We start from the raw sequence: 24,728 nt of genomic DNA, 5'->3' as shown, positions 1-24,728 counted from the left end.
AAAGTTCTTCCTTTCGTCCGGATCATCATGCGGCGCCGCTGTCATCAGCGGCGCCGTTGTCGTTTGTCGATCTTGGTCGTTTGTCGACCTCGCGCCGGCTGAGAAGGCGGTGAATTCAAACTTTTCCAGTTTCCAATCATTGCTATTTGTTTCCGTACTGAACTAGATGTGCCGTCCTTGCGCATCATCTTCCTTCTTCCATTTGATTCCAGTGCCGATCGATTTTGCATTCCAGGCGATGGCCGAACGGTCCGATCGCGCGCCGGCGCGATGGCGCCGGCCATTCCTGCGTTGGCTTGATGACGTCGAGACGGGCTGGGCCGTGCCGCTTCTCATCGCCTGCTTCGTCGCGATCTGGACACTGTATCTGGCGGTCGCCTATGCCGGCGGCGGTCTGCACCCCGATACGCTGGAGGCCTGGACGCTGGGGCGGCATTTCGCGTGGGGCTACCCCAAGCATCCGCCATTGACCGGCTGGGTTGCCGCGAGCTGGAGCGCCATCTTTCCGCTCAGCGAGTGGTCGCTGCAATTGATGGCGATGACCAATGCCGGGCTTGCGCTGGTCTTCGTCGACCGGATCGCGCGGCAATTCGTGACGGGGCACAAGCGCGTCCTGGTGCTGTTGCTCCTGATGCTGACGCCGGCCTATCAATTCCATGCCCAGCGCTTCAATGCCAATGCGGTGCTGCTGGCCGTCTGGCCGCTGGCGACGTGGTGCTTCCTGCGCGCATTCGAGACCCGCGCGGCGTCGTGGGCGATCGCGGTGGGAGTCACGACGGCGCTGGCCATGGCCGGCAAATATTATTCGATCTTCCTTGTTGCGAGCTTCACGTTTGCCGCGCTGGCGCATCCGGCGCGACGCGCCTATTTCACGTCCGCCTCGCCCTGGATCTCGGTCGTCGTCGGGCTTGCGGCGCTGTCACCGCATGTTCATTGGCTCGCCACGACGGGGGCACCGACCTTCAGCTACGCGCTGAACCATGCCAACGGCACTGCGTTGAGCTCGCTCGGTGAGGCCAGGAACTTCCTTCTGGGGCTGTTGGCTGCCATCAGTGTGTCAGCCGTCAGCTGGATGTTCATCGCCGGCACGCGGCTGAAGCAGTTTCCGGACGATTTCGCGGCGATGAATCCGGGCCTGCGGCTCCTCTTTTACGTTGCCGTCGGCACGATCGCGCTGCCGGTTCTGGTCTCGCTCGCGATAGGCACCGATCTGCCGTCGCTCTGGGCTTTGCAGGGATTGTTTCTGTTCGCCATTCTCGTGGTCTGCGGCACAAATTATCCGATCGAGCGCTTTTACACCGTCAACCTCACTTTGGTAGTGGCCGGCGTTGCGCTCACGGCCGTCCTCGTCGCCGCGCCGATCCATGCCGTCTACCGCAACGATCACGGGTACGAGGAGGGGCGTAATTTCTACGCGGAGGCGGCCAGAGAATTGACACGCGAGTGGCGCGAACTGACGGGCGAGCCGCTCGCCGCCGTCAGCGGCGACGATGCGCTGGCCTTCGCGTTGGCCTTCTACAGCCCGGACCACCCGCACTACGTGCTGCCGTTCGAGGATCAAGATCCCGGGGGCTTGCCGCGCAAGACGACGCTGGACCGCGGCTGGGCCGCGCTCTGTTTCCGCGATCAGGATGATTGCAGCCGGTGGATGGACGGGGTGGCCGGGCGTGCCGGGCACTTCGTCAAGCGGGAATTTATCGTCCAGGCGCAGCTATGGGGCCGGCCCGGTCTCACGCGGGAAGTGGTTGTGCTGATGGTGCCGCCCCGTGGGAGCGGCGCGGCACCCGAGGGCGTTGCGGACGATTTCAGCGCCAGCAGGCGCGCAACGGAATAGACGTCTTGCTCAACAGTGGCTGTCGCGGACCCGCTCGAGCCCTTCACTTGCGAATGGCACGGTGAAGCCGGTCGTTTCGGCGCTCGACGGCGTGCGTTCCGTCTTCGCCCGCTCCGCGGCGTCGTGGTCTTTACGGTGTTTCGGTTCCATTGAAGCGCCTTTTCAAATTGTTGCAGTACAACATCGAGAGCGCCGCGAAGTTCCTCAGCCGGTGGTGCGATGATGCGGCTTGAAAAGCCGTCCCCTCTCCACCACCAGCACGATCGCGAGCGCGGCGAGTGACGACACGAAGAAGCCGACCGAGAACGGCAGCAGCGTGCCGTCGAAGCTTTGTCCGATCGCCATGCCGACGGCGATGCCGATCAGCGTCGTGATCGAGCCGTAGAGCGAGGACGCCGTGCCGGCGATGTGGCCCTGCGGCTCCATGGCGAGTGCGGTGAAGTTGGCGACCATCATGCCGAACGAGAACATCATCAGCGCCGAGAGCACCATGAACAGGGGAAGCGGCAACGCGCCGAGGCTTTCGGTCAGCAGCATCACGCCCGCCACCGCGGTGTAGAGCGTCAGTGCGCCGTGCGAGATCACGCGCATGCCGAGGGTCCCGACGAATCTCGCATTGAGGAAGCCGGCAATGGCGGTGCCGGCCGCGATGGCGGCGAAGGCGAGCGGAAAATAATGGCCGAGATGATAGATGCCGACAAAAACTTGCTGGGCCGAGAAGACGTAGGCGAACAGCGCACCCATGACGCTGCCGGCGGCGAGCGCGTAGCCGAGGGTTTGGCGATGGGTCACGGTCTGCCAGTAGGCCGTGAGCACGTCGGCCGGCGCGAGCGACCTGCGTTCGCTCTCAGGCAGGGTCTCCGGAAGCCGCAGCACGGACCATGCAAGCGCGAGCAGGCCGTAGAGCATCAGCACGACGAAGATGCCGCGCCACGCCGTCACCAGCAGCACCGCCTGTCCGAACGAGGGGGCGATCACGGGGACGGCGATGAAGATCATCATCGCAAGCGACATCACGCTCGCCATGCGGCGGCCGACGTAACAGTCACGCACGATCGAGGTCGCGATCACGCGCGTCGCCGAGGTGCCGAAGCCCTGCAGTGCGCGCGCCAGCAGCAATGTCTCGAACGACGGCGCGGCAATCGCCAGCACGCTCGCCACCGCATAGACCGCCATCCCGCCGAGCAGCACCGGGCGGCGGCCGAAGCGATCCGACAGCGGTCCCATGACGAACTGGCCCGCGCCAAAGCCGATCAGGAAGGTCGACAGCACCAGCTGAAGATGGTTGGCGACGGGGATGTTGAAGGCCGACCCAATGTTGGGCAGCGCCGGGAGCATCATGTCCATCGCAAGCGGATTCAGCGCCATGATCGACGCAATCACGATGACGAATTCGGGAAAACCCATGGGGCGGTGTCCCGAGGACACCCAATCGTCGGCATTGACGTCGGACAAGTAGCTCACCTCTGATTTGAGGCCCTTGTCTAACCCCGATGCTGCGTTGCACAAGCGATGATTCGGGATGGCTGGCAGGCGGTGCAGGAGCAGACAGGAGTTGATGAGGTATCAGCGCTCGCGGCCGCGGCGCGCGGCGGGATCGTCCGCGCAGCTTTCGTGGTGCGGGCAGCCGGGGTCGAACCGGCACAGCGCTTGCGCGCCGAGGGATTTTAAGTCCCTTGCGTCTACCAATTCCGCCATGCCCGCTTGATCCAACGAGATCAATCACTTAAGTCCCTTGCCGGCGGTCTGGAATTGGCGTTTGCAGGCCGGAGGGGCGGTTCTTCCTTAGGCGAGCCGGGGGCACAAGGCAAAGCCTCAATCCGGACATGTGTTGTTGCTTTAGGCATTCTCAATCGACGGGGACTATTCATCCGACATGTCAGCTTTGATTCGATGTCTGCTTTGATCCAATATCGCCTGCGCAAGTGCTGCGTGGCCGCCGCACTGCTCGCGGCCGGCTTCGCGCAGTCCGGCTGCGCCGGCATGAGCGAGACGGTCGCTCCGGCGTTTGCCGATCCCGGCAGGTACGAATTGTACGATTGCAAGCAGCTCGAAGGCGAGCGCAAGTCGCTCGCTAGCCGCACCATGGAGTTGCAGAGGCTGATGGACAAGGCAGAGACCGGCGCGGGCGGCGCCGTCGTGTCGGAGCTTGCCTATCGCAACGACTACGTCGGGGTCCGCGGGCGGGCGCAGATGGCCGAGGACGCTTGGCGCCGCAACAAGTGCCGGGAAACGCCGCCCGAAGCGAAGCCGGCCGCTGCGCCGGCGCCCGCAGCCGATCTTGGCCCGATCAGGCCTGGGGCGAAATCGACAAGAGCAGTGCGCTGAAACCAGCGCCTCGCATCAGGGTCGCCAGCCGTAAATCCAGTCTTGCCGTGCCAGCATGCGTTCCGGGCCGAGGGCGCGGACCGCAAGATCGCGCGCGTAGGCGAGCGGCCCGGTGAAATGATAGATGCGGCCCTGCTGCCGCGCGGTCCGCTGCACCCGCCGCACGCGCGCCTGGCGCGTACGGCCGTATTGTCTCAGCGCAGCCGCGATGCCCGCGGTGCTCTCGGCGACCTCAGGGCTCAAATGCTGCGCGAGCACCGCGGCGTCCTCGATCGCCATGCCGGCGCCCTGGGCCGCAAACGGCAGCATCGCATGCACGGCGTCGCCGAGCAGCGCGACCGGGCCTTTGCTCCAGGGGCAGTCGTCAGGCACGCCGAACAGCGCCCATTTCCGCCAGCTATCGACCGTGGCGAGCATCATGCGCGCCGCGGGCGGCCAGCGCGGCGCGGCGAAGGCGTCCATCACCTCGAGGGGATCGCCGGGCGTGCTCCAGCCCGGTCTGTTCCAGGTGCCCGGCAGCACCGCGACCACGTTGATCTGGCGTCCGCCCGCGATCGGGTAGGCAACGAGATGGGCATTCGGGCCCATCCAGAGCTGGACCCGGCGCGCGGTGTAGTCCTTCGGCAGCTGCGTGGCATCGAGCGTGCCGCGCCAGGCGATCAGCCCGGAGAAGCGCGGCTGCACCTCCGGAAACAGATGCTGGCGCACCGTCGACCAGATGCCGTCGGCACCGATCAGCGCACTGGCGAGATCGCTGCGCCGGATCGTGCCGCTGCGATGGACGACCGTCAGCCCCTTGGCGTGAGGCGCGACGTCTTCGAAGGTCGCGCCGAGTTTCAGGTCGATATCGGGATGGTCGGAGACTGCGCCGGCGAGTGCGGATTGCAGGTCGGCGCGGTGCACCACCCAATAGGGGGCGCCGGCGCGCGCGGCGGCGGCTTCTCCCAGCGGCATGCGCAGGAGTTCGCCGCCGGCCCGCGCGCTCATGATCGAGACCGCCTCCGGGATCACGGCACGCAGCTTGAGGCGCTCGGTGAGGCCGAGCTCGACCAGCACGCGGCTGGCATTGGGAGAGAGTTGCAGACCGGCGCCGACTTCCTCGAGCCGCTCGGCCTTTTCCAGTACGACGATGCGGAAGCCGCGGGCCGCGAGCGCAAGCGCAGCCGTCAGTCCACCTATGCCGGCACCGGCGATGACAATCGTTCGGGAGAGCGCCACCCCTGACCGATGGCAGCGGTCAGGCCACCTTGTCCTTCAGGACGCATTCCGGCGGACGGGCTTCGCCCGCCTTCAGGTCGGCGGCGAAACGGTACAGCGTCGAGCAGTAGGGGCAGATGATCTCGTTGTCGTTGCCGAGGTCGAGGAAGACGTGCGGATGATCGAACGGAGGGTTGGCGCCCACGCACATGAACTCTTGCGAGCCGATTTCGATGACGGGGACACCGGCATCGTTGTGGAAGTGCGGGACGACATGGTCGGACATCGTACTCATCCTGGAGTGGCAATGGCGGCAGACACAATCACGACTGACGCGGCATTATTAAGGCGCCGCGGACCATACTGGTGGGTGTGGATGATTGCTAGCCCAGCGGAACCGAAAGCCCCGCAATGCCCCATGCTCATTTGCTCATGCAAATTCGACACAATCTTACGGCCTGAGAGAAGCCCTTCTTTCGTCGGGGACGTTGTGTCGCAATTTTGGCATACTATGTCTCTGGACGAGCGTAATTGCGACGAAAGACGAACCGTCAGGCGTCAACGATCTCAGGACCGTCCAGGCTCTCCGCATGAAATGGTTGCGAATCAGCACAGCGTTGACCGGTATCGTGGCGTGCGGCTTCATGCTCGCGCAGGTAGCACCCCATGCCCGCGAGGCCGGCGCGATTCTGGCCGCCCAGGACGATCCCGCCGCGCTCTCCGAGATCAAGCTCGACGCGCTGCTGCGGCACAACGACCGCCTGATCCAGGACAACATCGAGATCGCGCTCGCATCGGGCGATGCCGATCTTGCCGACAGTTTTGTCGCGTTGGCGCGCGACCGCAACATCGCGCTGCCTGACGACCTCCTGAGCCGTGTCGGCGACGCGGTCAAAGCCGAAAATTCCACCTCGCATTTCGCAAAACGGTTTGCCACCGGTCTCGTCACCGGCAACGCGGACGATGTTGCGAGCCTGTCGGGGACCGTGGCCGGCGACCTCTTCGTCATCGGCGATATCAGGGACGTCGTGCGCGAGGGCAAGCACCTCGCCATGGGCGAGGAGACCGATCGCCTGGTGCTGGGCCTCGCGGCCGCGGGTCTCGCGGTTACGGCCGTGACCTACGCCTCCGTCGGCGGTGCCGCGCCGGTTCGCGCCGGGCTGACGCTGGTGAAGGACGCGCGCAAGGTGGGCCGGCTCGGCGAGGGACTGGCGGCATGGGCCGGCCGGTCCGCGCGCGAGGTCGTCGATACGCCGATGCTCCAGAACGCGGTTGCCTCCGGCTCGGTGCTGCGGCCGGGCCAGACCTTGAGCGCGATCAAGGCGGCGTTCCGCGCGGAAAAGGCCGGCGCGCTGGTTCGGCTCGGCAAGGATGTCACGCGCGTCGTCGAGAAGACCGGCACGCGCGGCGCAATGGATAGCTTGCGCATCGCTGAAGGTCCGAAGGACGTCGCACGCGCGGCGCGGCTCGCGGAAGCGCAGGGCGGCAAGACGCGCGCGATCCTGAAGCTGCTCGGCCGCGGCGCGCTGCTGCTGATCGGCGGGGCGTTCAATCTTGCACTCTGGCTGTTCGGTGCGGCCTTGACGCTGTTCGGCCTGTTGTCCTCGATCAAGGCGACGACGGAGCGCCTGACCCAGGCCTGGTGCGATCGCAGACGGGCGCGGCGACTTCGCCAGGCCCGGATCGCCGCCGAAGCCGTTCTGGCAAGCGCTGCCGTCACGGCCTAAGATACCTCTTCCCCTCAAGATTGCGGAACTGATGATGCCGAGCTTTCACAACGGCGCCGTTGAAATTGCCTATCTCGACGAAGGCGAGGGCGATCCGATCATCCTGGTGCACGGCTTTGCCTCCAGCAAGAACGTGAACTGGGTCTATCCGACCTGGGTCTCGGAGCTGCGCAAGAACGGCCGCCGCGTCATTGCGCTCGACAATCGCGGCCATGGCGAAAGCGCAAAGCTCTACGAGCCCGCGCAGTACTCGATCCCGACCATGGCGGGCGACGTGCTCGCGCTGATGGATCACCTCGCCATCCCGCAGGCTGATCTCATGGGCTATTCGATGGGCGGTCGGATGACGGCCTGGCTCTCCCTCAACGAGCCGCAGCGCCTGCGTTCGGCAATCCTCGGCGGCATCGGCATAGGAGGCCTGATCGAGGGCACCGGGCCCGGCGAGAACGTCGCGAAGGCGCTGGAAGCGCCCTCGCTCGACGACGTCTCCGATCCCGTCGGCCGCACGTTTCGTGCTTTTGCGGACCAGACCCGTTCCGACCGCCGTGCGCTCGCTGCGTGCCTGCGCGGCACGCGCGACCTGATGACGAAAGAGCAAGCTGCGCGCATCGACGTGCCCGTGCTGATTGCGGTTGGCAGCAGCGACGACGTCGCGGGCTCGGCCAGCGCACTCGGTGCGATCATCCCGGGTTCGGAAGTGCTCGACATTCCCGGGCGCGATCACATGCGGGCGGTCGGCGACAAGGTCTACAAGACCGGTGTGCTGGAGTTTCTGTCACGGCGGGGGTGAGACCGAGTTGCCTGAGACGAACTAGGGTCTGGCGAGACGTGGGGCACGTCCGCGTTGCAGAAGTCTATGATGTTGACAGGCCGCCGTCGGGGCAGGAAGGATCGACAGCTCCCAGTACGATGTGACTGGGGCGACATTGACTTGCGCTTACCTGCGCGCACGATAACCAAGGTATCCAATGTCATTGCGTGGCGTGATTCGCAAATCGGACCGCACTCCATTGGGTAGTGTGGCTGACGTTCAACTGCAGCTCAGTCGGGTTTTTCCCGGGGTTCGGTTTGTCTACCTGGCAGAGAAACCTTCAGCTGCGGTAGATGCTCGAGACGACATGTCTTTTGCGCTTCGGCTCTGGCTCATCTTGTTCGGAGTAGATGGACGCTACCCTTGCTGCAACGGCTCCTGGGAGCGCGTGGAGAATTTGGGCGGCGGCGCAATTGAATTCTATTTCGAGACGAATGGGCCCGTTCAATATATCAGCGCTACTGGCTATGGCAGAACGCAGGGCTTTGACGCCCTATACGAAGAATTGAAAAAGAACACAGGTTGGAAGATCAACTACGGTTTCTTTGCTTGACGGACAGACCGCCTCCCGCCGGATTCGCGTTCCGATTAGTGTGCGACTAGCAAGGCACAACGAACCTGCGAACATTTCCCTTGGGGGCAGGAGCAGAACTGCACGCTGCCGGATGTCCCCGTCACCCCAGTCTTATCGTGCTTTGACATCGTCGCCAAAGCGGCGCGTCAGCGCCATCAACACCACGAAGGTCGCAACCCACACCATCCGCGCGCCGTAGCGATCATGGGGGCCGGAGATGACGGCGCAGATGAAGGCGTTGCCGAGCAGCGCCAGAGTCACCGTCGCCGCCAGCAGCGTCAGGTCGTCGAGCCGGCGGATCGCGAGCGCATGGGCGAGCAGCGCGAGCAGCCCCAGCATCGAGGCGAGCGCGACGGGCACGTGCAGCCAGTTGATGGTGTCGAAATCGAGAGCCCAGTGCTGCTGGCGCGCCGCCCGCATCGGCGCGGCCTGTGAGGGGATATAGCGTTCGATGATGCCGCGGGTGTGCGGGATCCAGCCATTGGTGCCTTCGCCGGTCGCGACATGCAGCAATTGCTGGCCCAGTGCCCGCAACGCCGCGCCGGCCTGCCAGGCCGGATAGTCGGCGAGCGACCCCACGACGATGGTGCCCATCTCGTCGTTCATGCCCTCGAAGCGGCCGAGCGTGTTGAACATGCTCTTGCCCCACAGGAATTCGTCGGCGGTCGCCGGCAATTGGTCGCGATAGGGGCAGAGCTTGAGTCTTTCACGCGGGCAATGGTCGTTGAGATAACGCGCAACGATGCCGTCCTGCATCATGCGGCCGAAGGCAACGCCGGTGCCGCCGGGCGTCCAGGCCCATTTGCCTGACAGCGCATGGTTGGCTGACACCAGCATCAGCCCGCCCACGACGATGGTCAGGCTCGCCTTCGCCAGTCCTGCGACGGGCAGACGCGCGCGCAGAAATGGCCGCATCATCCAGCCGACGACGCAGAGACCGAGCAGCACGCCGAGCGTGGCGCTGTGGGTCGCGGCGGCAAAGGCGGTGAAGACGAACAGCGTGATCTTTTCGAGCGCCGAGGTCCGCTGCCCACCGATGACCAGCAGGAATAGCGACAGCACCGACAAGCCTGCAAAAATGTCGGTGAGCAACATGCTCGCAAGCCAGGGCAGCGCGGTCGACAGGATCAGGAGCAGGCTGATCGCGACGAAACGGAACGTCTGCATCATCGAGAGCACGCGCAAGGTGAGCTGCAACAGCCACAGCGTCGCCAGCGACTGGACCGCGAGGTTGATCCAGAAACCAGAACTCTCGCCATAGTGCAGATAGATGCCGAACACGGTGGAGCGGCTCGGGACGAGATAGCCCTCGTACCAGCGCGCCAGATAGCCTCCGGTATCCCATTGCAACAGCGGATAGCCGTTCCAGAACGCCGGCGCGATCATCAGGAGCGGCAGGGCGACCGCGGCCAGCCGCAGCCAGAGGGTATCAGCGGCGCCCGCGCGCGCATGATCAGTGGTGATGGTCAAATCCGCTCCGTCCTCACTCGGACCATGCCCGCAATCACCGTTGAGGCGGAATTCACCAATAGTTTGACACCGCCCGGCTTGAATTTGGCGAAACCCTGACCATTTTGAGCCGACCTTGCCGCCCGGGGTCTCGGAAGAAACTCTTGTGATTCAACGTGTTGGCATACCCTCGCTGGGCAACGCACTGTTCACTCTCAGGCAAGCCCGTCAGGACTTTGTCGCCTAGACTGTGTTATAGAACCAGTGAAACGAGCCAATTCGAAAGAGCAGATCTCATGGCAGTGCATCAGGTCAATCCGGGAGGAAAGCTCGCAACGCTTGATCCGATCTGGGATCGGATCCGCGGCGAAGCGGAGGACATCGTCCACCGCGAGCCGGAGCTTGCGACCTTCATCTATTCGACGGTGCTGCATCACAGCCGCCTGGAAGATGCGGTGATCCATCGCGTCGCCGACCGGCTCGATCACTCCGCGCTGTCGGGCGATCTCGTGCGCCAGACCTATGACGAGGCGCTGCGCGACGATCCCGATCTCGGCAACGCCTTCCGCGCCGATCTCGTCGCCGTCTACGACCGCGACCCCGCGACCTCGCGCTTCATCGACCCGTTGCTCTATTTCAAGGGCTTCCACGCCATCCAGACCCACCGCCTCGCGCATTGGCTCTATCTGAAGGGCCGCAAGGATTTTGCGTATTATCTGCAGAGCCGGGCGTCTGCGGTATTCCAGACCGACATCAATCCCGCCGCGCGCATCGGCCGCGGCATCTTCCTCGATCACGCCACCGGCTTCGTCTGCGGTGAGACGGCGCTGATCGAGGACGACGTCTCGATCCTGCATGGCGTCACGCTCGGCGGCACCGGCAAGGAGAACGAGGACCGCCATCCGAAGATCCGCCACGGCGTCCTGATCGGCGCCGGCGCGAAGATCCTCGGCAACATCGAGATCGGTCACTGCGCGCGCATCGCGGCGGGTTCGGTCGTGGTCAAGCCGGTGCCGCACAACGTGACGGTCGCAGGTGTGCCCGCCAAGGTCGTCGGCGAAGCCGGCTGCGCCGAGCCGTCGCGCACCATGGATCAGATGATCAACGCCATGGGGCTCTGAGGCGGGACTTTGAGAGGGGACTTTGAGATGGGTCTCTCAGAGGAGACATCGAGCTTGTCGGAAAGGGGGCGGATTTTCCGCCCCCTTCGCCCCAAAAATTCTTTGGCAATTCATGCTGGCGGTTGGTCGCGTCTCGTCCTAAAACCCGCGCCAACCCAGATTTCGATTGGAGACTTGCCGTGGACGTCAAGGAAGTTAGGAAGCTCGACGCGTATCTGAAGCGCGTATTCGGCAATCCCAAGATCCGCGTCGTGCCGCGGCCCAAGAAGGATGATTCTGCTGAGGTCTATATCGGCGAGGAATTCATCGGTGTGCTCTTCGTCGATGACGAGGACGATGATCGCTCGTTCCAGTTCCAGATGGCGATCCTCGAGGACGATCTGGTCGACCAGGAGTGATGTGGCCCGACCGGTGAGGCGGAACTTCCCGACCTCACCATTTAGTGTCTTACGCGGCGGTGCGATCGGCCGGCGCTCCTCCCACATTCCGTCCATGCGAACAGTGCTGATCTCCGGGGCGGGGATCGCCGGGCCGACGCTCGCGTATTGGCTGCGTGCCGGAGGCTACGAGCCGACGCTGGTGGAGCGCGCGCCCACGCTTCGTCGTGGCGGCTACGTGATCGATTTCTGGGGACTGGGCTACGACATCGCCGAGCGGATGGGGCTGTTGCCGGCGATCGAAAGCACCGGCTATCGCGCCAGGGAAATGCGGATCGTCGACGATCGCGGCCGGCGTGTCGCTGGATTTGGTACGAACGTCCTCGACGATCTCACAGGCGGGCGTTACGTCACTCTGGCACGAAGCGATCTGTCGCGCCTGCTGTACGGTACGGTCCGCGATGGTGTTGAAACGATCTTCGATGAGGAGATCGTCGGCCTGGAGCAGCAGCCTGATTGGGTCGACGTCCAGTTGCGGCGCGGCGGGCGCCGACGTTTCGATCTCGTGATCGGTGCTGACGGCCTGCATTCGCAGGTGCGCCGCCTTGCGTTCGGCTCGATCGGGACGTTCGAAAGAAATCTCGGCTATGGCGTCGCGGCATTCGAGACCCGCGGCTATCGCCCTCGCGACGAGAATGTGTATCTGATGCACAACCGGCCGGGCCGTATGGTTGGCCGTTTCGCGCTGCGCGATGATCGCACCTTGTTCCTCTTCGTGTTTCGCGGTGATGCAGGCGCGCCTGCGGCGCAGAAGGCACAGCTGCGTGATCTCTATCGCGACGCCGGCTGGGAATGCCCAGACATTCTGAACGAACTCGAGCGCGCAGACGATTTGTATTGCGACCGGGTCAGCCAGATCAGGATGGACGGCTGGTCGCGGGGCCGCGTCGTGCTGATCGGAGACGCAGCGTTCTGCGTCTCGCTCGTCGCCGGGCAGGGCTCGGCGCTGGCCATGATCTCTGCCTATGTGCTTGCGGGAGAGCTCGCGCGCGCCGACGGGCGCCACGAGGAAGCATTCAGCGCCTATGAGACCCGCCTTCGCAGCTATATCGGCGCCAAGCAGCGCGGAGCGGAGCGCTTCGCCGCGGCATTTGCACCGCGGACGTCATGGGGATTGTGGTTTCGCAATCAGGTCGTGAAGGCGTTCTCGTTGCCGGGCGCGGCGAGACTCGCCATCGGTCGAGACCTTGCCGACAAGCTGGATCTGCCGACTTATCGCTGGCGCGATCGCAAGAAGATCGGCGTTTGAATTGGCCGCGGCATTGATTTCTTTCGAAAGAGACGAATTGTGGGAGGGGGCGAGTTTTCCCAAACCGGCTTGAAAATACGAAGTCATGCCAAGGCACTTGGCTACTGTGCATGGGGTTGTTTTCGCAGTTTTTGTTTTGGAGGCTCGGGGCCGCTTACCCCTTCGGTCCCCGCAACTGCGCCGTCAGCTTCTCCATCGCTTCCGCCGCATCGCGCCATTGCGAGAGCCAGCTCCGCGGAAAGCGGAAAGTGAGGTCGGCGCCGCCGACGCGGCGTTCGGCGAGGCACATGCCGGGCGTCGCGCCATCGCGGGTGCAGCGCGCGGTCAGCGCGGGACTTGCGGCAGAGTAGAGATCCTCGCTGCCGTACGGCGTATCGGCGCGGAACGTCCGCATCGTCAGCCCATCCTGGGGCATTGCCGCGGCTTGGTCGAGATAGCGCGGATAGATCGTGGCGGTGCGCTGCTCGGGCGAGAGCGCATCGCGATGCGCGGCGATCGACAGGAAGATGCGGTCGATCGGCTGCATCGCCGCATCCACGCTGTCGGCGGTGACGTGCTTCGGCGCGCCCGGCGCCTCCAGCGAAGGGTACAGGAAGTCGAGATCGATCCGCTCCTGCGGCCCGGAGTGGCGCTGGATCTTCATGCGGATCGCGTTGGTCGGCAGGTTGAACAGCGTGCCGCCGACGCTCACCGGCAGCTTGTCCGGGGCGCTCGCGCCGCTCGAGCCCCAGGTCGGCCACAACAAATAGGCGACGAGCGCGACGGCGCACACCGCGGCAATGCCGCCGAGCACGATCGGGATCACGTGGGCCCGGGTGCGCGCCCGGGGAGACTGAGGGGAGGTTGCCGAAAACACCGTCATGAGCCGCGAATGAGCCGGAAGTCGGCCGATGGCCGACGAATCAGCGGCGAATATGCCACGTGGTGGCGGTTTCGCGGAGCGTTCACCGGCTGCAGGGAAGGGAGAGAGGCCTGCGTGGGACGGCCGGCGGCGTTAACCTTCCCTTAAGGATAATGTAGCGTTAACCGGCACTCTTTGTCACAGGAAGGCACCTCGCGTTGCGTAAGGGCGGACCTTCCGATGACACCTGAAGCTCTCAATACATTCTTCTCGATCGGCATCGGTTTCGCGCTCGCGGGCGCGCTCGTGAGCGGATACCAGACGGTCGCACAGCGGCCGGCCGGCTTCGGTCTGTTGCAGGACGGCGTGGCGCCGAAGACCTTCGCGGCGGTTCCGTTCCTGGTGTTCGCGGCACCCTTCATCATCATGCGCAACACCCTGCGCGGCAGGCAGCTGGAGAGCCGTCGCGTCGAATTCGTGATGATGGCCACCGTCATCGCCGGCTTCTGGAGCATGATGAGCGGCACCTTCTTCCTGATGACGCTCCGCGCGGCCGGCTTTCTGGTCTGATGCGCGCGCTGTAGGGCTGCCCGCGCGGCGGCCCTTTGCGTCAAGGCTGCCGTTTCGCTATGGCTGGGGTTGACGCGACAGGAGACCCTCATGGCGATCTACGAGCTCGACGGGCAGGCGCCCGACCTTCCCGCCGACGGCAACTACTTCATCGCCGAGACCGCCACCGTGATCGGCCGCGTGCGCCTGAAGCCGGGCGCGAGCGTCTGGTTCGGCGCGGTGCTGCGCGGCGACAATGAGTGGATCGAGATCGGCGAGGGCGCCAACGTGCAGGACGGCTCGACCTGCCACACCGATCTCGGTTTTCCGCTTCACATCGGCAGGAACTGTACGGTCGGTCATAACGTCATCCTGCACGGCTGCACCATCGAGGAGGGCGCGCTCGTCGGCATGGGCTCCATCGTGATGAACGGCGCCAGGATCGGCCGCAACAGCATCGTTGGCGCCGGCTCCGTCATCACCGAGGGCAAGGAATTTCCCGAACGGTCCCTGATCATCGGCTCGCCGGCGCGGGTGATCCGCACGCTCGACGACGCCCAGGTGCAGAAGATGGGGAGCGCGGCGAAGTTCTACGTTGCCAACGGCCCGCGCTTCACGAAGGGCCTCAAGCGGATCGGGTGAGCTCAGCTTCCTTCGGACTCGCGCGCTTCTAGTGCGCTTGCGACCTTCTCGTGCCCCGCGGACCATAGGGCATGCTCGTCGCTGCCGTCCTGGTACGGATTGGCTTCCGCCGGAATGTTCTTACGCGCCGCGCGTTCGCCTTCTGCAAAAGCATCGCGATCGTTCATCGTGACTGCGCCTTCCTGTTTCCGGAGCCGAAGATCAGCCTGAGCGTGATCGTGCCCGCCCTCCCGGTTTCAAGCTGATGCGACGGCATTTGTTCCGGAACCGGTCATTGCTGCGGCGGTTGACCGGCGAAGGAGAATTCAATGGCCAGATTGCCCACAGCCCGTTCAATCAAGTCCGCGATCGTGATCTTCGCCCTTGCCGCGATGCCGGCCGCAGCGTTCGCGCAAGCCACCGGCGGCTCTGCGGGATCGGCCGGAGGTGTGGCTAATTCTCCGGCTCCGTCGCCCGGGACCAACAGCCTGGGGACGGCGCAATCATCGGGAGCGAATGCCACCTCCGGAACCACCACCGGGACCGGCGCAGGTGGATCCACCGACGCCGCCGTCAACGCCGAGAACCGGCTGCTCGACAAGAAGCTCAAGAGCATCTGCCGCGGCTGCTGACGCTCGCGCGGAAGTGAGACAGTGAAGCTGTCAGGAACGCCCAAAGCCGATTAGCTTGATCCTGCTTTGAAGCGTGGAGCGTCTCCACGCGGAGGATCGAGTGATGTTACGCAAGATGATGATGGCGGCGCTGGCCGTTGCGATAGTCGGGCTGTCAGCCCCACAGGCGGCCCAGGCGCGGGGCGGTTTCGGCCACGGTGGCGGCGGTTGGGGCCATGGCGGAGGCTGGGGCCATGGCGGAGGTTGGGGCCACGGAGGCGGCTGGCGCGGCGGCGGCTTCTGGCCGGGAATCGCCATCGGGGCGGGTATCGCCGGCGCGGGTTATTACGGCAGCTATTACGGCTACGGCCAACCGTATTACGGCGATCCCTATTACTATGGTACCGGCTACGACGATGGTGGCTATGGCGGCTGCTACGTCGTGCGCAAGCGCGTCATGACGCCGTCGGGCTGGCGCATCCGCCCCGTGGATGTCTGCGAATAGGCGGCGGTACCCGTTAAAAAAACAAGGTCGCTGACGCAATATACCGTCAACGACCTTGCCAGCCCCGGACATTGAAATCGGCTCACGCCATCCGGTAACGGCGAGCATCGCTTGGAATCACACGGGCGAATGTGATCCAGTTCACAAGTCCAAAAATTTAGGCGGCGCCGGCTGCTCAGCCGCGCGAGCGCTTGCGTGCACTGGCATGGACACGATGCCGTGCAGGTTTCCTGCGGGTAACCGAGGGAGTCTCCGCCTCGCTCGCCCGGGTGCTGGCGAAGGATTGCCGCAGGCCGTCGATGGATTCGTTCAGTGTCGTGACCTGCTCGGACAGACGCTTGGTGTCGGCCTGCTGGAATGCGAGCAAGCGCTTCACACTCTGAAGCTGGTCCTGCACGACCTGAAGCTGGTCAATCGATTCCTGCTGCGTTGCCTCCAGCCCCTTGGTCTTCTCGACCAGCTGCTCGGACGCCTGTGCGGTGCGAGCCTGAAGCTGCCGCGACGCCACCACCCGGTCGGTCTCAGGAGCTGAGCCGGTATAGGCGCGCCAGATCGCGATCGAGGTCACACCGGCGATCAGCAGGAGGAGGGCGGCGGCGGTCAGCGCGATGGGCTGGGCGCCGAGGCGAAGAAGCGGGTTGGACGGTGCGTCCTCTGCGAGATCGATCATCGCTGACAAAACCCAAATTGAAACTTGGTGAGTGGCGAAGACCGGCAACCCTGAGGCCGCCGGGTGTCCCGAAAGCGTTACGTTTCGGCAAGGAATGGGACCAAAAAGAGGCTAAGAGCAAAAAAACCAACAATCATGAGGCCTTGACGCCTCCGAACGCCCGTCAGGGGCAGAGATCAGGGCTGAAACGGCGAAAACGGACCTGAATAGGTCTTCGAGCGGGGCGCCGCGTAGGGTCCGAGCCGGGAGGTTTTCAGTCCCAGTCGCACCAGTGATTCCGCCAAGGTCACCGCGGCGGCGACGCCGTCGATCACGGGCAGGCCGTGCGTGGCGGCGAGTTCATTGGCGAGATCGGCCATACCGGCGCAACCGAGCACGATGGCCTCCGCGCGGTCGTCGCGGATCGTGGCTGTGATCTCCGTGGAGATTTTTGCGAGCGCGTCGGTGTTGCGCTCCTCCAACGCGAGCACCGGCACCTCGGCGGCGCGGACGCGGGCGCAGCGCTCAGCCAGGCCGTATTTTCGCAAATTATGCTCGATCGGCACGATGGAGACACCGAGCGTCGTCACCACGGCGAAGCGCGCGGCGATCAGGCTTGCCATGTGGAAGGCCGCCTCGCCAATGCCGATCACCGGTGCCTTTGCCGCGGCGCGCGCGGCGTCGAGGCCGGTGTCGTCGAAGCAGGCGATGATGTGGGCATCCGCGCCGTCGCGATCGGCCTCGCGGATGCAGCCGAGCATGCCGGGGACGGCGAAGGCCTCGTCGTAAAATCCCTCGATCGAAACCGGACCCATCGCCGGCTGGCGCGCGTCGATCAATGTGTCGAGCAGGGCGATGCTGCGCGCCGCGGCGGCGATCTTCGCCGTCATCGACGCCGTAGTGTTGGGGTTGACGACGTGGAGTCGCATCAGATCAGACAAGCCCTTTGCCGGCGTCCGAGCCTTTGGCCGCCTGCCGCCTGTTCAACACGTGGATCGTGCCGAGCGCAAGGCTGATCACCGTGAACGAGACGGCGGAGATCACGGTGCCGAGCGCATAGATGTCGGGGTTGGTCACGGTGGTGGTGAGGCCCTGGAGATCGAGCGGCAACGTGTTCACCGCACCGATCGCCTGGCTGGAGCGTGCGAGCTCGTCCCAGGAGAGGGTGAAGCCGAACAGGCCGATACCGATCACCGAAGGCAGGATGATCGGCAGCACAACATGACGGAAGGCCTGCCACGGCGTCGCGCCGAGATCGCGCGCGGCTTCCTCGAGGCGCGGGTCGAAGCGGTTGAAGATCGCGAACATGATGAGCAGGCCGAACGGCAGTGTCCAGGTCAAATGTGCACCGAGGCCCGAGGTGAGCAGCCCCATCGAGGTCTCGAAATTCTCGTTCCAATGCGCCTTGATCAGATCGTCGATGATGCGGAATTCGAGCGAGATGCCGAGCGATGTGATGATCGAGGGCACGATCAGGCTCGCGATCGCCGAATAAAACAAAATGCTCTGCGCCTTGAACTTGCGGCGAAACGCCATGCCCGCGGCGACCGACAGCACGACGGTAACGATCATCACGATAATGCCGAGCAGCAGCGAACGGCGAAAGGCCGCGCCGAGATCGACGATGCCGGTGCCCTGGAACAGTTTTGCGATCCAGAAAGTCGACACACCGTTCATCGGGAAGGTGAGGCCGCCCTGCGGCCCCTGGAACGACAGCACGTAGATCGCGATCATCGGGCCGTAGAGAAACAGCGTGTAGGCTGCGAAGAAGATCGCAAGCACGTAGAAAGAGCGCGGGCGTCCTTCCTTCATGCTCTAGAGCTCCTTCTTGATGTCGACGATGCGCGACATCATGGTGATGATCAGGAACGTGATGACGAGCAGGATCACGGCGTTGGCCGCGGCGGCCGGGAATTGCAGCGCGTTCACCCGCGTCTCGATGATCTTGCCGGCTGCCGCGATCTGCTGGCCACCCATTACGCCGATGGTGATGAAGTCGCCCATCACGATGGTGATGACGAAGATCGAGCCGATCACGATGCCGGGCTTGGCGAGCGGGATGATGACGTTGACGAGCGTCTGGAAGCCGGTCGCGCCGGCGTCATAGGCAGCCTCGATCAGCGATTTGTCGATGCGCACCATCGAGTTGAAGATCGGCACCACCATGAAGAAGGTGAAGAGGTGCACCAGCGCCAGCACCACGGAGAATTCGGAGAACAGCAGCCATTCAACGGGATGGTTGATCAGCCCCGTCTTGACCAAGCCTGAGTTGACAAGGCCATTGCGCCCGAGCAGCGGGATCCAGGCGATCATGCGGATCACGTTGGAGGTCCAGAACGGAATCGTGCAGAGCAGTGACAGTCCCATCTGCCAGGTTTTGGATTTGACGTGGAAGGCGAGGAAGTAGGCGACCCAGAAGCCGATGAAGAGTGTGATGATCCACACGAGGAAGCACAGCTTCAGCGTCTTCAGATAAGTCTTGGCGATGGTGCAGAGATCGGGGAGCTGCGCGATGCAGCCCTCGAACGTGTCGGTGTAGCCGCGGCCCGAGAAGGCCGGCAGCAACTGATATTCGTTGTAGTCCCAGAACGAGACGATGACGACGAAGACGAGCGGGATCAGGAAGAAGGCGAGGAACACCAGCATCATCGGCCCGGCCTGAAGCCAGGAGATGAAGGAGGGTGACAGCCGCGCCGCTTTGCGGCGGCGCGCCGTCTCCGATCCCCGGACCAGGTCCGGGGATGCCTGTTGCAGGATGTCCTCTGACGTGTCCATCAAATTACGCCGCGATGAACTCGTTCCACTTGCGGACCATGTAGTCGTTCTCGTCCATCACGGCGTTCCAGCACGCCACGCCACCCATGCGGTCCTCGTAGGAGCCGCCGTCGCGCACGGCGCCGGCCTTTTCGAGCAGCGAGCCGTCCGGCGCCTTGATGTCTTTCTCGGCCGCCTTGCCTTCCATCCAGTAGGCCCACTCGTAAGGCTCCATATGCGCCTTTGCGGTGGAGAGCACGGCTGAGTAGTAGCCCTGGCGGTTGAGATAGGCGCCGGCGTAGCCGGACAGGAACCAGTTGACGAACTCATAGGCCCATTCGAGCTTCGCACCCGAGACGCCCTTGGAAACGCAGAAGCCCGAGGCCCAGGAGCGATAGCCTTCCTTGAGCGGCTGGAAGGTGCAGGCAATCCCCATCGAGCGGACCTTCGTCACCGCCGGCGACCACATCGACTGGATGACGGTCTCGCCCGAGGCCATCAGGTTGACGCTCTCGTTGAAGTCTTTCCAGAAGGCGCGGAACTGGCCGGCCTTCTTGGCCTCGGTCATCACCTTCATGGTGAGATCGATCTCTTCCTTGGTCATGTTGCCCTTGTCGGCATATTTGTACTTGCCGGTGGCTTCCACGACCATCGCGGCATCCATGATGCCGATCGAGGGGATGTTGAGGATCGAGGCCTTGCCCTTGAATTCGGGATTGAGCAACTCTGCCCACGAGCTGATCGGACGCTTGATGATGTCGGGGCGGATGCCGAGCGTGTCGGCGTTGTAGACGGTCGGGATCAGGGTGACGAATTCGGTCGCGGACGTCGCGAACTTCTTGGAGTCCTTGCCTTCGAGATAGAGCACTTTCCAGGGCGCGGTGCCCTGGCCGCCGATCTTCTTGCCGCCGGGCGTCTGGCCCTTGGTGAAGACCGGCGTGATGTTGTCGAATTCCTTGATCTTCCTGGCGTCGAGGGCAAGGATGTTGCCCGAGGGCACGATCTTCTTCAGCGCGAAATATTCGGTGTCCAGCACGTCGAAGGAGTTCGGCTGGGTCATCACGCGCTTGGTGACGTCGTCGGTGGTCGCGGTGATGTATTCGATCTTGATGCCGGTGTCCTTCAGGCACTGCTTGGAGATCTCGCCGCCCTCGTTCACGGCGGTGCCGAGATAGCGCAGCACCTTCGGCTCGGCCGACATCACATAGGGAAAGCCGGTGATGGCGCCGGAGCCGGCGGCAAGGCCAGCGAGACCCGCGGTGCTCTTGAGTAGCGTGCGGCGGCTAAGGCCCTTCTTCCTGGTCGTTTCGGTCATATCACTCACTCCTCTGTTGCGCATTCCGGTGATTGATCGGCGCTATTGCAGACGTTGCGCCTTGGCGGGATCCCAGGTGGCCAGCACGCGATCGCCCGGCCGGAACTGGTGGACGTCGAAGGCAGCCTCGGGAAGGTGGGAGAACAGGGCGGTCCCGTCTTCGAGCGTGAGCGAGACGGCGATGTAGGAGCCCTGGTACTCGGTCTGGGTCAGCAGCGCCGGCGCGCCGACCGCGCCGTCGGCGATCGGCACGATGCCGAGCTGATCGGCGCGCACGGCGATGAGTTTGCCTGCGTCGCTGAGGACGTTGTGACCGCCGATGAAGCGCGCCACGAATTCGGTGCGGGGATGATGGAAGATGTCGCGGGCACTTCCCTGCTGTTCGATCCTGCCCTGGTTCATCACCACGATGTGGTCGGCGAGCGCCATCGCCTCTTCCTGGCCGTGCGTGACCTGAACGAAGCTGATGCCGAGCTCGCGCTGCAGCCGCTTCAATTCGCCCCGCATCTTCACCCGCAGGAACGGATCGAGCGCAGAGAGCGGCTCGTCGAGCAACAGGATCTGCGGCTCGGTGATCAACGCGCGGGCGAGCGCGACGCGCTGCTGCTGGCCGCCGGAGAGCTGCGCGGGGAGGCGGGCCGCGTAGGGCGTCATCGCGACCAGCTCGAGCAACTCGCCGGCGCGCTTGTGCCGCGTCGCCCGGTCGACGCCCCGCATTTTCAGGGCAAACGCCACGTTGTCGAGCACGGTGAGGTGCGGAAACAGCGCGTAAGACTGGAACATCATCGCCGTGCCGCGCTTGGCGGGTTCGAGGTCGGTGACGTTCTGCGGACCCAGGATGATGTCGCCTTCGCTGACCGCCTCGTGGCCGGCGATCATGCGCAAGGTCGAGGTCTTGCCGCAGCCGGATGGGCCGAGCAGGCAGCAATAGGTGCCGGCCGGGATCTTCAAATTGACGGTGTCGACCGCCAGCGTCGTGTCGTAGCGCTTGGTGACGGCGACCAGTTCGAGGGCGGCGGGAGTGGCCATGGCGTGTCCGGGGCGAGGGCGATGCTGCGCCTCTCTCCGCAAGGTCCATGCCAATCGTGCTTGAATCGTTCTCTGCCGGCCGAATTTCAAAACAGTGCAGCGGACTCAGATCGTTAGATCGAATCTCCTGGGTCTGGCCGGCTCGTGGCCTTCGCAGTTGTGTGCACACAAAACAGGCGCGGATTGTATAAAGTTTCGCCTGTGATTGGATACAGCTGGTCGATTAGGATTCGACGCCATCTTCGGCGATCGAGTCCTCACCCGCATGGCTGCCAAGTCCCGACCGAAATCCGACGCGCCAGATGCGAGCGATCGCGTCAGCCGCATCCGGGAAGGCGTGACTGCGGCGATCCTCGAGCATCGCCTGCTGCCCGGCACGAAACTCGGCGAGGACGAGATCGGCGAGATCTACGGCGCGAGCCGAACGCTGGTTCGCACCGCGCTGCAACAGCTCGCGCATGAGGGCATCGTCAACATCGAGAAGAACCGCGGCGCCTTCGTCGCGAGGCCGACGCCTGCGGACGCCCGCGAAGTGTTCGAGGCGCGCCGCCTGATCGAGCCGACGATCGTCGATCACGCCGTTGACGCGGTGTCGCCGGTCTGGATCGGGCGTCTCCAGCGCCATCTTGCCGAGGAACGCGAGGCGGAGCTGCGTGGCGACGCGCGTGCTTCGGTCCGCCTCTCCGGCGACTTCCATCGGCTCGTCGCCGAGATGAGTGGCCACAGCATCTATCTCGGTTTTCTCAAGGAGCTGATTGCGCGCTCCTCGCTGATCATCCTGCTCTACCGCCGGCACGACACGCCGGCCTGCGGCACCGATCATCACGCCGGAATCGTCGCCGCGATCCGCAAATGCGACAGGGAGGCCGCGCGCGCGCAGATGTTGTCGCATCTGAACGAGATCGAGGCCGAGCTGTTCCTGAAGGATCCAGCCGACGAGTTGCGGCTCGCGGACGTGCTCGGGGTCTGACCTCCAGGAGGTGTCCGCACCCGGGCGAGCGCGGCGGCGGCTATTGCGGCTCCAAGCCGAGCGTCTTGATCGACTCGAGCCAGACCGGCCCTTCCTTTTCGTAGAGTGCAAGCGAGGATGCGCGGTCCATGGCCGGCTGGTCGACGCCGAAAGCATCGAGCAGCTTCTGCACGCGCTCCGTCTTGCCGCCTTCGACCATCAGCTTGGCGAGCATGTCGATCCGGTCTGCCGGCATCGCAGCGGGCGCCACCAGCGCGGTAAAGCTGATGAGCTGGAAGACATTGCCGGTGACCCCTTGCTCGGCAAATGTCTTGGTCTCGGGCAGCTTCTTCATGCGCACCGGTGTCGGCACGGCAATCGGGCGGCCGATTCCGGTATCGAGCACCGGAAGCGCGGCCTGATAGCTGCCGACCGCCGCCTGGATGACCCCGGCTGCAAGATCCTGCCACATCGGCGCTTCGCCGCGGTAATGCACGATGGAAATGTCGAGACCGAATTGGCGGTTGAGCTCGGCGATCGCAATATGCGCGAACGAGCCGATCCCGTACGAGCCGGCCGTGACCTTGTTGCCACGCGCATAGGCGACGAACTCTTCGATCGTCTTTGCGTTGGTGGCGGAATGAACCACCAGCGGCAGATGCCCCGAAGGCGTCACCGCGACGATCGTGAAATCCTTGTCCGGATCATAGGCCAGCGATTTCAGCAGCAGCCGGTTACCGAGCAAGGTGGACGAGATCGTGTACATCAGCGTGTAACCGTCCGCCGGAGAATCCTTCACCGACTGTGCTGCCAGCGCACCGCTGGCTCCGGTTTTGTTTTCGACAATGACCGGCTGGCCGAGCTTCTGCGAGATGTAGTCGCCATAGGCGCGGGCGAAGGCATCGGTGATGCCGCCTGCCGGCGTGGAGACGACGATCTTGATTGCCCGGGTCGGCCAGGCCTCGGCCCAAGCCGTTTCAGAAGCGGCTATCGTCAGGCATGCAATCGCGGCAGCCCAAATTCTCGCGGATGTCCGCACTTCGGCCTCCCTCTTTTCCCTGTGTCATTGGGCAGCCGGCAGCCACCGCAACGAGGTGTCACACGGGCAAGGAGGAGGGTCAAGAAATCAAAATATCGTTTCACTGTGTGAAATGATCATCGCCGACCTGCAGGAGAACCCGGCGCGGCAAGCTTGGCGCCGAGCGCCTCGGCAAGTGCGGAAGCGACCCTCTTCATCGGAGGTACGAAGCGGCGTATGCCTTCCTCCGGACTGACCGCTTCGCGGAGCATCATCACGTTCATGCTGCCGAACAGCCGGTTCTGAAGCGCGACGGGAACGCCAAGCGCCCAGACTGCGCCGCCGAAGATACTGCGGCTGTAGCTGTCGTCCATCACCGCGAACCCGGCTTTGCGGATCGTGCGCAGCGCCTTGGTGAGCTTGTCGGGATTGCGCGCCAGATCGTTCCAGGGCTCGGGACCGAGGGCAAGGCGAGCGGCAATGCGCTCCTGCTCGGCGGGCTCGCAGAAGGCGAGATAGGCGCGTCCCATCGAGGTGCCGAGGACGGGAAAGCGAAATCCTGGCGGGCGGCTGAACAGCAGCGATCCATCCACACGCGTCGTGTGGGCGATGACCATGGACTCCTGATCGAGCACGGCAATGTCTGACGGCCAGTGGATCTGCTTGCGGAATTTGTTGAGGATGGGTTCGGCGATGCCGCCAATCCAGGTCGGCTCATCATAGCCTGCGCTGAGCAGCAGCGCGCGTCCCGTCGGCGCGTAGCTGGCCGGCTCGGTACGGCGCACCACATAACCTTCATGCTCCAGCGTCTCGAGCATGCGGACGATCGTTGACTTGTTGAGCCCCGTCGCCTTGTGCAGCGAGCCGACGGTCGACTGCCGTTCCTGGTTGATCACCCGCAGGACCTCGAGACCCCTGGACAACGCGATGACGGGACGGAACGACGTCATGGCAGCTCCTTGTGATTGCCTGTGCCGCTAGCCGATGGCAACCGGAGGGACAGGGCAGCGCGCTCGACGCCATCGCCACCGATTGCGGGAAGGCTGGCATGAGTCAAGCTCGCTGACGCGTTCATCTCGGTTTCGAGAAGGGCGGGATTCGCAGACAATTCGATGGCTTGCTGCGCCCGGCGGCAATTTAGTTCCTGTGGTCAAGTCGCT

27 protein-coding genes and 1 tRNA gene are annotated in these 24,728 nt (G+C 64.2%); 13 read left to right on the top strand and 15 right to left on the bottom strand.

All coding sequences use genetic code 11. The annotated features are described in order from the left end of the window. The first annotated feature begins 238 nt into the window (after positions 1-238). The gene (locus tag AC0L20_RS05180; protein ID WP_473287854.1) at positions 239-1,834 is read left to right on the top strand and encodes a glycosyltransferase family 39 protein; all 1,596 of its coding nucleotides are present in this window, start codon (positions 239-241) and stop codon (positions 1,832-1,834) included. 204 nt (positions 1,835-2,038) lie between these two features. On the opposite strand, the gene AC0L20_RS05175 is transcribed toward AC0L20_RS05180, so the two are convergent. Both AC0L20_RS05175 and AC0L20_RS05170 read right to left on the bottom strand, forming a co-directional pair. Continuing rightward, positions 2,039-3,289 (bottom strand): multidrug effflux MFS transporter, encoded by a 1,251-nt coding sequence (locus tag AC0L20_RS05175; protein WP_473287686.1) that lies wholly within the window; start codon positions 3,287-3,289, stop codon positions 2,039-2,041. A 160-nt stretch (positions 3,290-3,449) separates the two neighbouring features. Continuing rightward, positions 3,450-3,538, bottom strand: a tRNA-Leu gene (locus AC0L20_RS05170). A 189-nt stretch (positions 3,539-3,727) separates the two neighbouring features. Between AC0L20_RS05170 and AC0L20_RS05165 the strand changes: the two genes are divergently transcribed. Then, entirely contained in the window at positions 3,728-4,162 is a 435-nt protein-coding gene (locus AC0L20_RS05165) for a twin-arginine translocation pathway signal (protein WP_473287685.1), read from the top strand. Between the two features lie 15 nt (positions 4,163-4,177). Here the strand turns inward: AC0L20_RS05165 and AC0L20_RS05160 are convergent, their stop codons facing one another. Beyond that, on the bottom strand, positions 4,178-5,380 hold the full coding sequence (locus AC0L20_RS05160; protein ID WP_473287684.1) for an FAD-dependent monooxygenase: 1,203 nt from the start codon (positions 5,378-5,380) through the stop codon (positions 4,178-4,180). A 19-nt stretch (positions 5,381-5,399) separates the two neighbouring features. Then, positions 5,400-5,645 carry a zinc-finger domain-containing protein gene (locus AC0L20_RS05155; RefSeq protein WP_007602543.1) on the bottom strand — a complete coding sequence of 82 codons (246 nt, stop codon included), beginning with the start codon at positions 5,643-5,645 and terminating at the stop codon, positions 5,400-5,402. 304 nt (positions 5,646-5,949) lie between these two features. Between AC0L20_RS05155 and AC0L20_RS05150 the strand changes: the two genes are divergently transcribed. The 3 genes from AC0L20_RS05150 (at position 5,950) to AC0L20_RS05140 (ending at position 8,450) form a co-directional block, all read left to right on the top strand. After that, positions 5,950-7,086: a hypothetical protein gene (locus AC0L20_RS05150; protein WP_473287683.1), complete on the top strand. Its 1,137-nt coding sequence runs from the start codon at positions 5,950-5,952 to the stop codon at positions 7,084-7,086. Between the two features lie 34 nt (positions 7,087-7,120). Continuing rightward, complete coding sequence (locus AC0L20_RS05145; RefSeq protein ID WP_473287682.1) at positions 7,121-7,876, top strand: alpha/beta fold hydrolase; 756 nt, start codon at positions 7,121-7,123, stop codon at positions 7,874-7,876. A 328-nt stretch (positions 7,877-8,204) separates the two neighbouring features. Then, positions 8,205-8,450, top strand: a complete 246-nt coding sequence (locus tag AC0L20_RS05140) for a hypothetical protein (protein ID WP_473287681.1) — start codon at positions 8,205-8,207, stop codon at positions 8,448-8,450. Positions 8,451-8,582: 132 nt separating this feature from the next. Here AC0L20_RS05140 and AC0L20_RS05135 read toward each other — a convergent pair whose 3' ends face one another. Beyond that, positions 8,583-9,941: a hypothetical protein gene (locus AC0L20_RS05135; protein ID WP_473287680.1), complete on the bottom strand. Its 1,359-nt coding sequence runs from the start codon at positions 9,939-9,941 to the stop codon at positions 8,583-8,585. Positions 9,942-10,216: 275 nt separating this feature from the next. Between AC0L20_RS05135 and cysE the strand changes: the two genes are divergently transcribed. From cysE to AC0L20_RS05120, 3 genes are all read left to right on the top strand, one after another. Further along, positions 10,217-11,041 carry a serine O-acetyltransferase gene (gene cysE, locus AC0L20_RS05130; protein ID WP_007602549.1) on the top strand — a complete coding sequence of 275 codons (825 nt, stop codon included), beginning with the start codon at positions 10,217-10,219 and terminating at the stop codon, positions 11,039-11,041. Positions 11,042-11,220: 179 nt separating this feature from the next. Continuing rightward, a complete protein-coding gene (locus AC0L20_RS05125; protein WP_007602550.1) occupies positions 11,221-11,439 on the top strand; it encodes a DUF3126 family protein in 219 nt (72 codons plus the stop codon). Between the two features lie 94 nt (positions 11,440-11,533). Beyond that, positions 11,534-12,727 carry an FAD-binding domain gene (locus tag AC0L20_RS05120; protein ID WP_473287679.1) on the top strand — a complete coding sequence of 398 codons (1,194 nt, stop codon included), beginning with the start codon at positions 11,534-11,536 and terminating at the stop codon, positions 12,725-12,727. Positions 12,728-12,881: 154 nt separating this feature from the next. Here the strand turns inward: AC0L20_RS05120 and AC0L20_RS05115 are convergent, their stop codons facing one another. Then, a complete protein-coding gene (locus AC0L20_RS05115; RefSeq protein WP_473287678.1) occupies positions 12,882-13,589 on the bottom strand; it encodes a hypothetical protein in 708 nt (235 codons plus the stop codon). Between the two features lie 219 nt (positions 13,590-13,808). Between AC0L20_RS05115 and AC0L20_RS05110 the strand changes: the two genes are divergently transcribed. Further along, positions 13,809-14,138 carry a DUF6949 family protein gene (locus AC0L20_RS05110; protein WP_473287677.1) on the top strand — a complete coding sequence of 110 codons (330 nt, stop codon included), beginning with the start codon at positions 13,809-13,811 and terminating at the stop codon, positions 14,136-14,138. A 90-nt stretch (positions 14,139-14,228) separates the two neighbouring features. Further along, positions 14,229-14,759: a gamma carbonic anhydrase family protein gene (locus AC0L20_RS05105; RefSeq protein ID WP_027567784.1), complete on the top strand. Its 531-nt coding sequence runs from the start codon at positions 14,229-14,231 to the stop codon at positions 14,757-14,759. Positions 14,760-14,761: 2 nt separating this feature from the next. Here the strand turns inward: AC0L20_RS05105 and AC0L20_RS05100 are convergent, their stop codons facing one another. Beyond that, entirely contained in the window at positions 14,762-14,926 is a 165-nt protein-coding gene (locus AC0L20_RS05100; protein ID WP_473287676.1) for a hypothetical protein, read from the bottom strand. A 141-nt stretch (positions 14,927-15,067) separates the two neighbouring features. On the opposite strand from AC0L20_RS05100, the gene AC0L20_RS05095 reads away from it, so the two are divergent. Both AC0L20_RS05095 and AC0L20_RS05090 read left to right on the top strand, forming a co-directional pair. After that, positions 15,068-15,370 carry a hypothetical protein gene (locus AC0L20_RS05095; protein WP_473287675.1) on the top strand — a complete coding sequence of 101 codons (303 nt, stop codon included), beginning with the start codon at positions 15,068-15,070 and terminating at the stop codon, positions 15,368-15,370. 103 nt (positions 15,371-15,473) lie between these two features. Beyond that, positions 15,474-15,854, top strand: coding sequence for a hypothetical protein (locus AC0L20_RS05090; protein ID WP_473287674.1), 381 nt, complete (start codon positions 15,474-15,476; stop codon positions 15,852-15,854). A gap of 175 nt (positions 15,855-16,029) precedes the next feature. Here the strand turns inward: AC0L20_RS05090 and AC0L20_RS05085 are convergent, their stop codons facing one another. The 6 genes from AC0L20_RS05085 to AC0L20_RS05060 form a co-directional block, all read right to left on the bottom strand. Further along, a complete protein-coding gene (locus AC0L20_RS05085; protein ID WP_473287673.1) occupies positions 16,030-16,524 on the bottom strand; it encodes a hypothetical protein in 495 nt (164 codons plus the stop codon). Between the two features lie 176 nt (positions 16,525-16,700). Then, entirely contained in the window at positions 16,701-17,432 is a 732-nt protein-coding gene (locus AC0L20_RS05080) for an aspartate/glutamate racemase family protein (protein WP_473287853.1), read from the bottom strand. Between the two features lie 4 nt (positions 17,433-17,436). Beyond that, entirely contained in the window at positions 17,437-18,315 is an 879-nt protein-coding gene (locus AC0L20_RS05075) for an ABC transporter permease (protein WP_027567789.1), read from the bottom strand. A gap of 3 nt (positions 18,316-18,318) precedes the next feature. Next, the gene (locus AC0L20_RS05070) at positions 18,319-19,278 is read right to left on the bottom strand and encodes an ABC transporter permease (protein WP_473287672.1); all 960 of its coding nucleotides are present in this window, start codon (positions 19,276-19,278) and stop codon (positions 18,319-18,321) included. Positions 19,279-19,282: 4 nt separating this feature from the next. Further along, on the bottom strand, positions 19,283-20,572 hold the full coding sequence (locus tag AC0L20_RS05065; protein ID WP_473287671.1) for an ABC transporter substrate-binding protein: 1,290 nt from the start codon (positions 20,570-20,572) through the stop codon (positions 19,283-19,285). 42 nt (positions 20,573-20,614) lie between these two features. Further along, complete coding sequence (locus tag AC0L20_RS05060) at positions 20,615-21,601, bottom strand: ABC transporter ATP-binding protein (protein ID WP_473287670.1); 987 nt, start codon at positions 21,599-21,601, stop codon at positions 20,615-20,617. 265 nt (positions 21,602-21,866) lie between these two features. On the opposite strand from AC0L20_RS05060, the gene AC0L20_RS05055 reads away from it, so the two are divergent. Beyond that, a complete protein-coding gene (locus AC0L20_RS05055; protein WP_473287669.1) occupies positions 21,867-22,571 on the top strand; it encodes a GntR family transcriptional regulator in 705 nt (234 codons plus the stop codon). A gap of 40 nt (positions 22,572-22,611) precedes the next feature. Here the strand turns inward: AC0L20_RS05055 and AC0L20_RS05050 are convergent, their stop codons facing one another. Further along, a complete protein-coding gene (locus AC0L20_RS05050) occupies positions 22,612-23,589 on the bottom strand; it encodes a Bug family tripartite tricarboxylate transporter substrate binding protein (protein ID WP_473287668.1) in 978 nt (325 codons plus the stop codon). A 116-nt stretch (positions 23,590-23,705) separates the two neighbouring features. Next, positions 23,706-24,518 carry a helix-turn-helix domain-containing protein gene (locus AC0L20_RS05045; RefSeq protein WP_473287667.1) on the bottom strand — a complete coding sequence of 271 codons (813 nt, stop codon included), beginning with the start codon at positions 24,516-24,518 and terminating at the stop codon, positions 23,706-23,708. Between the last annotated feature and the right edge of the window lie 210 nt (positions 24,519-24,728).

This window comes from Bradyrhizobium sp. Kon58 (genome assembly GCF_055807455.1).
Note: the sequence above shows the minus strand (reverse complement) of the source record. Positions and strands in the feature narration are given on the sequence as shown.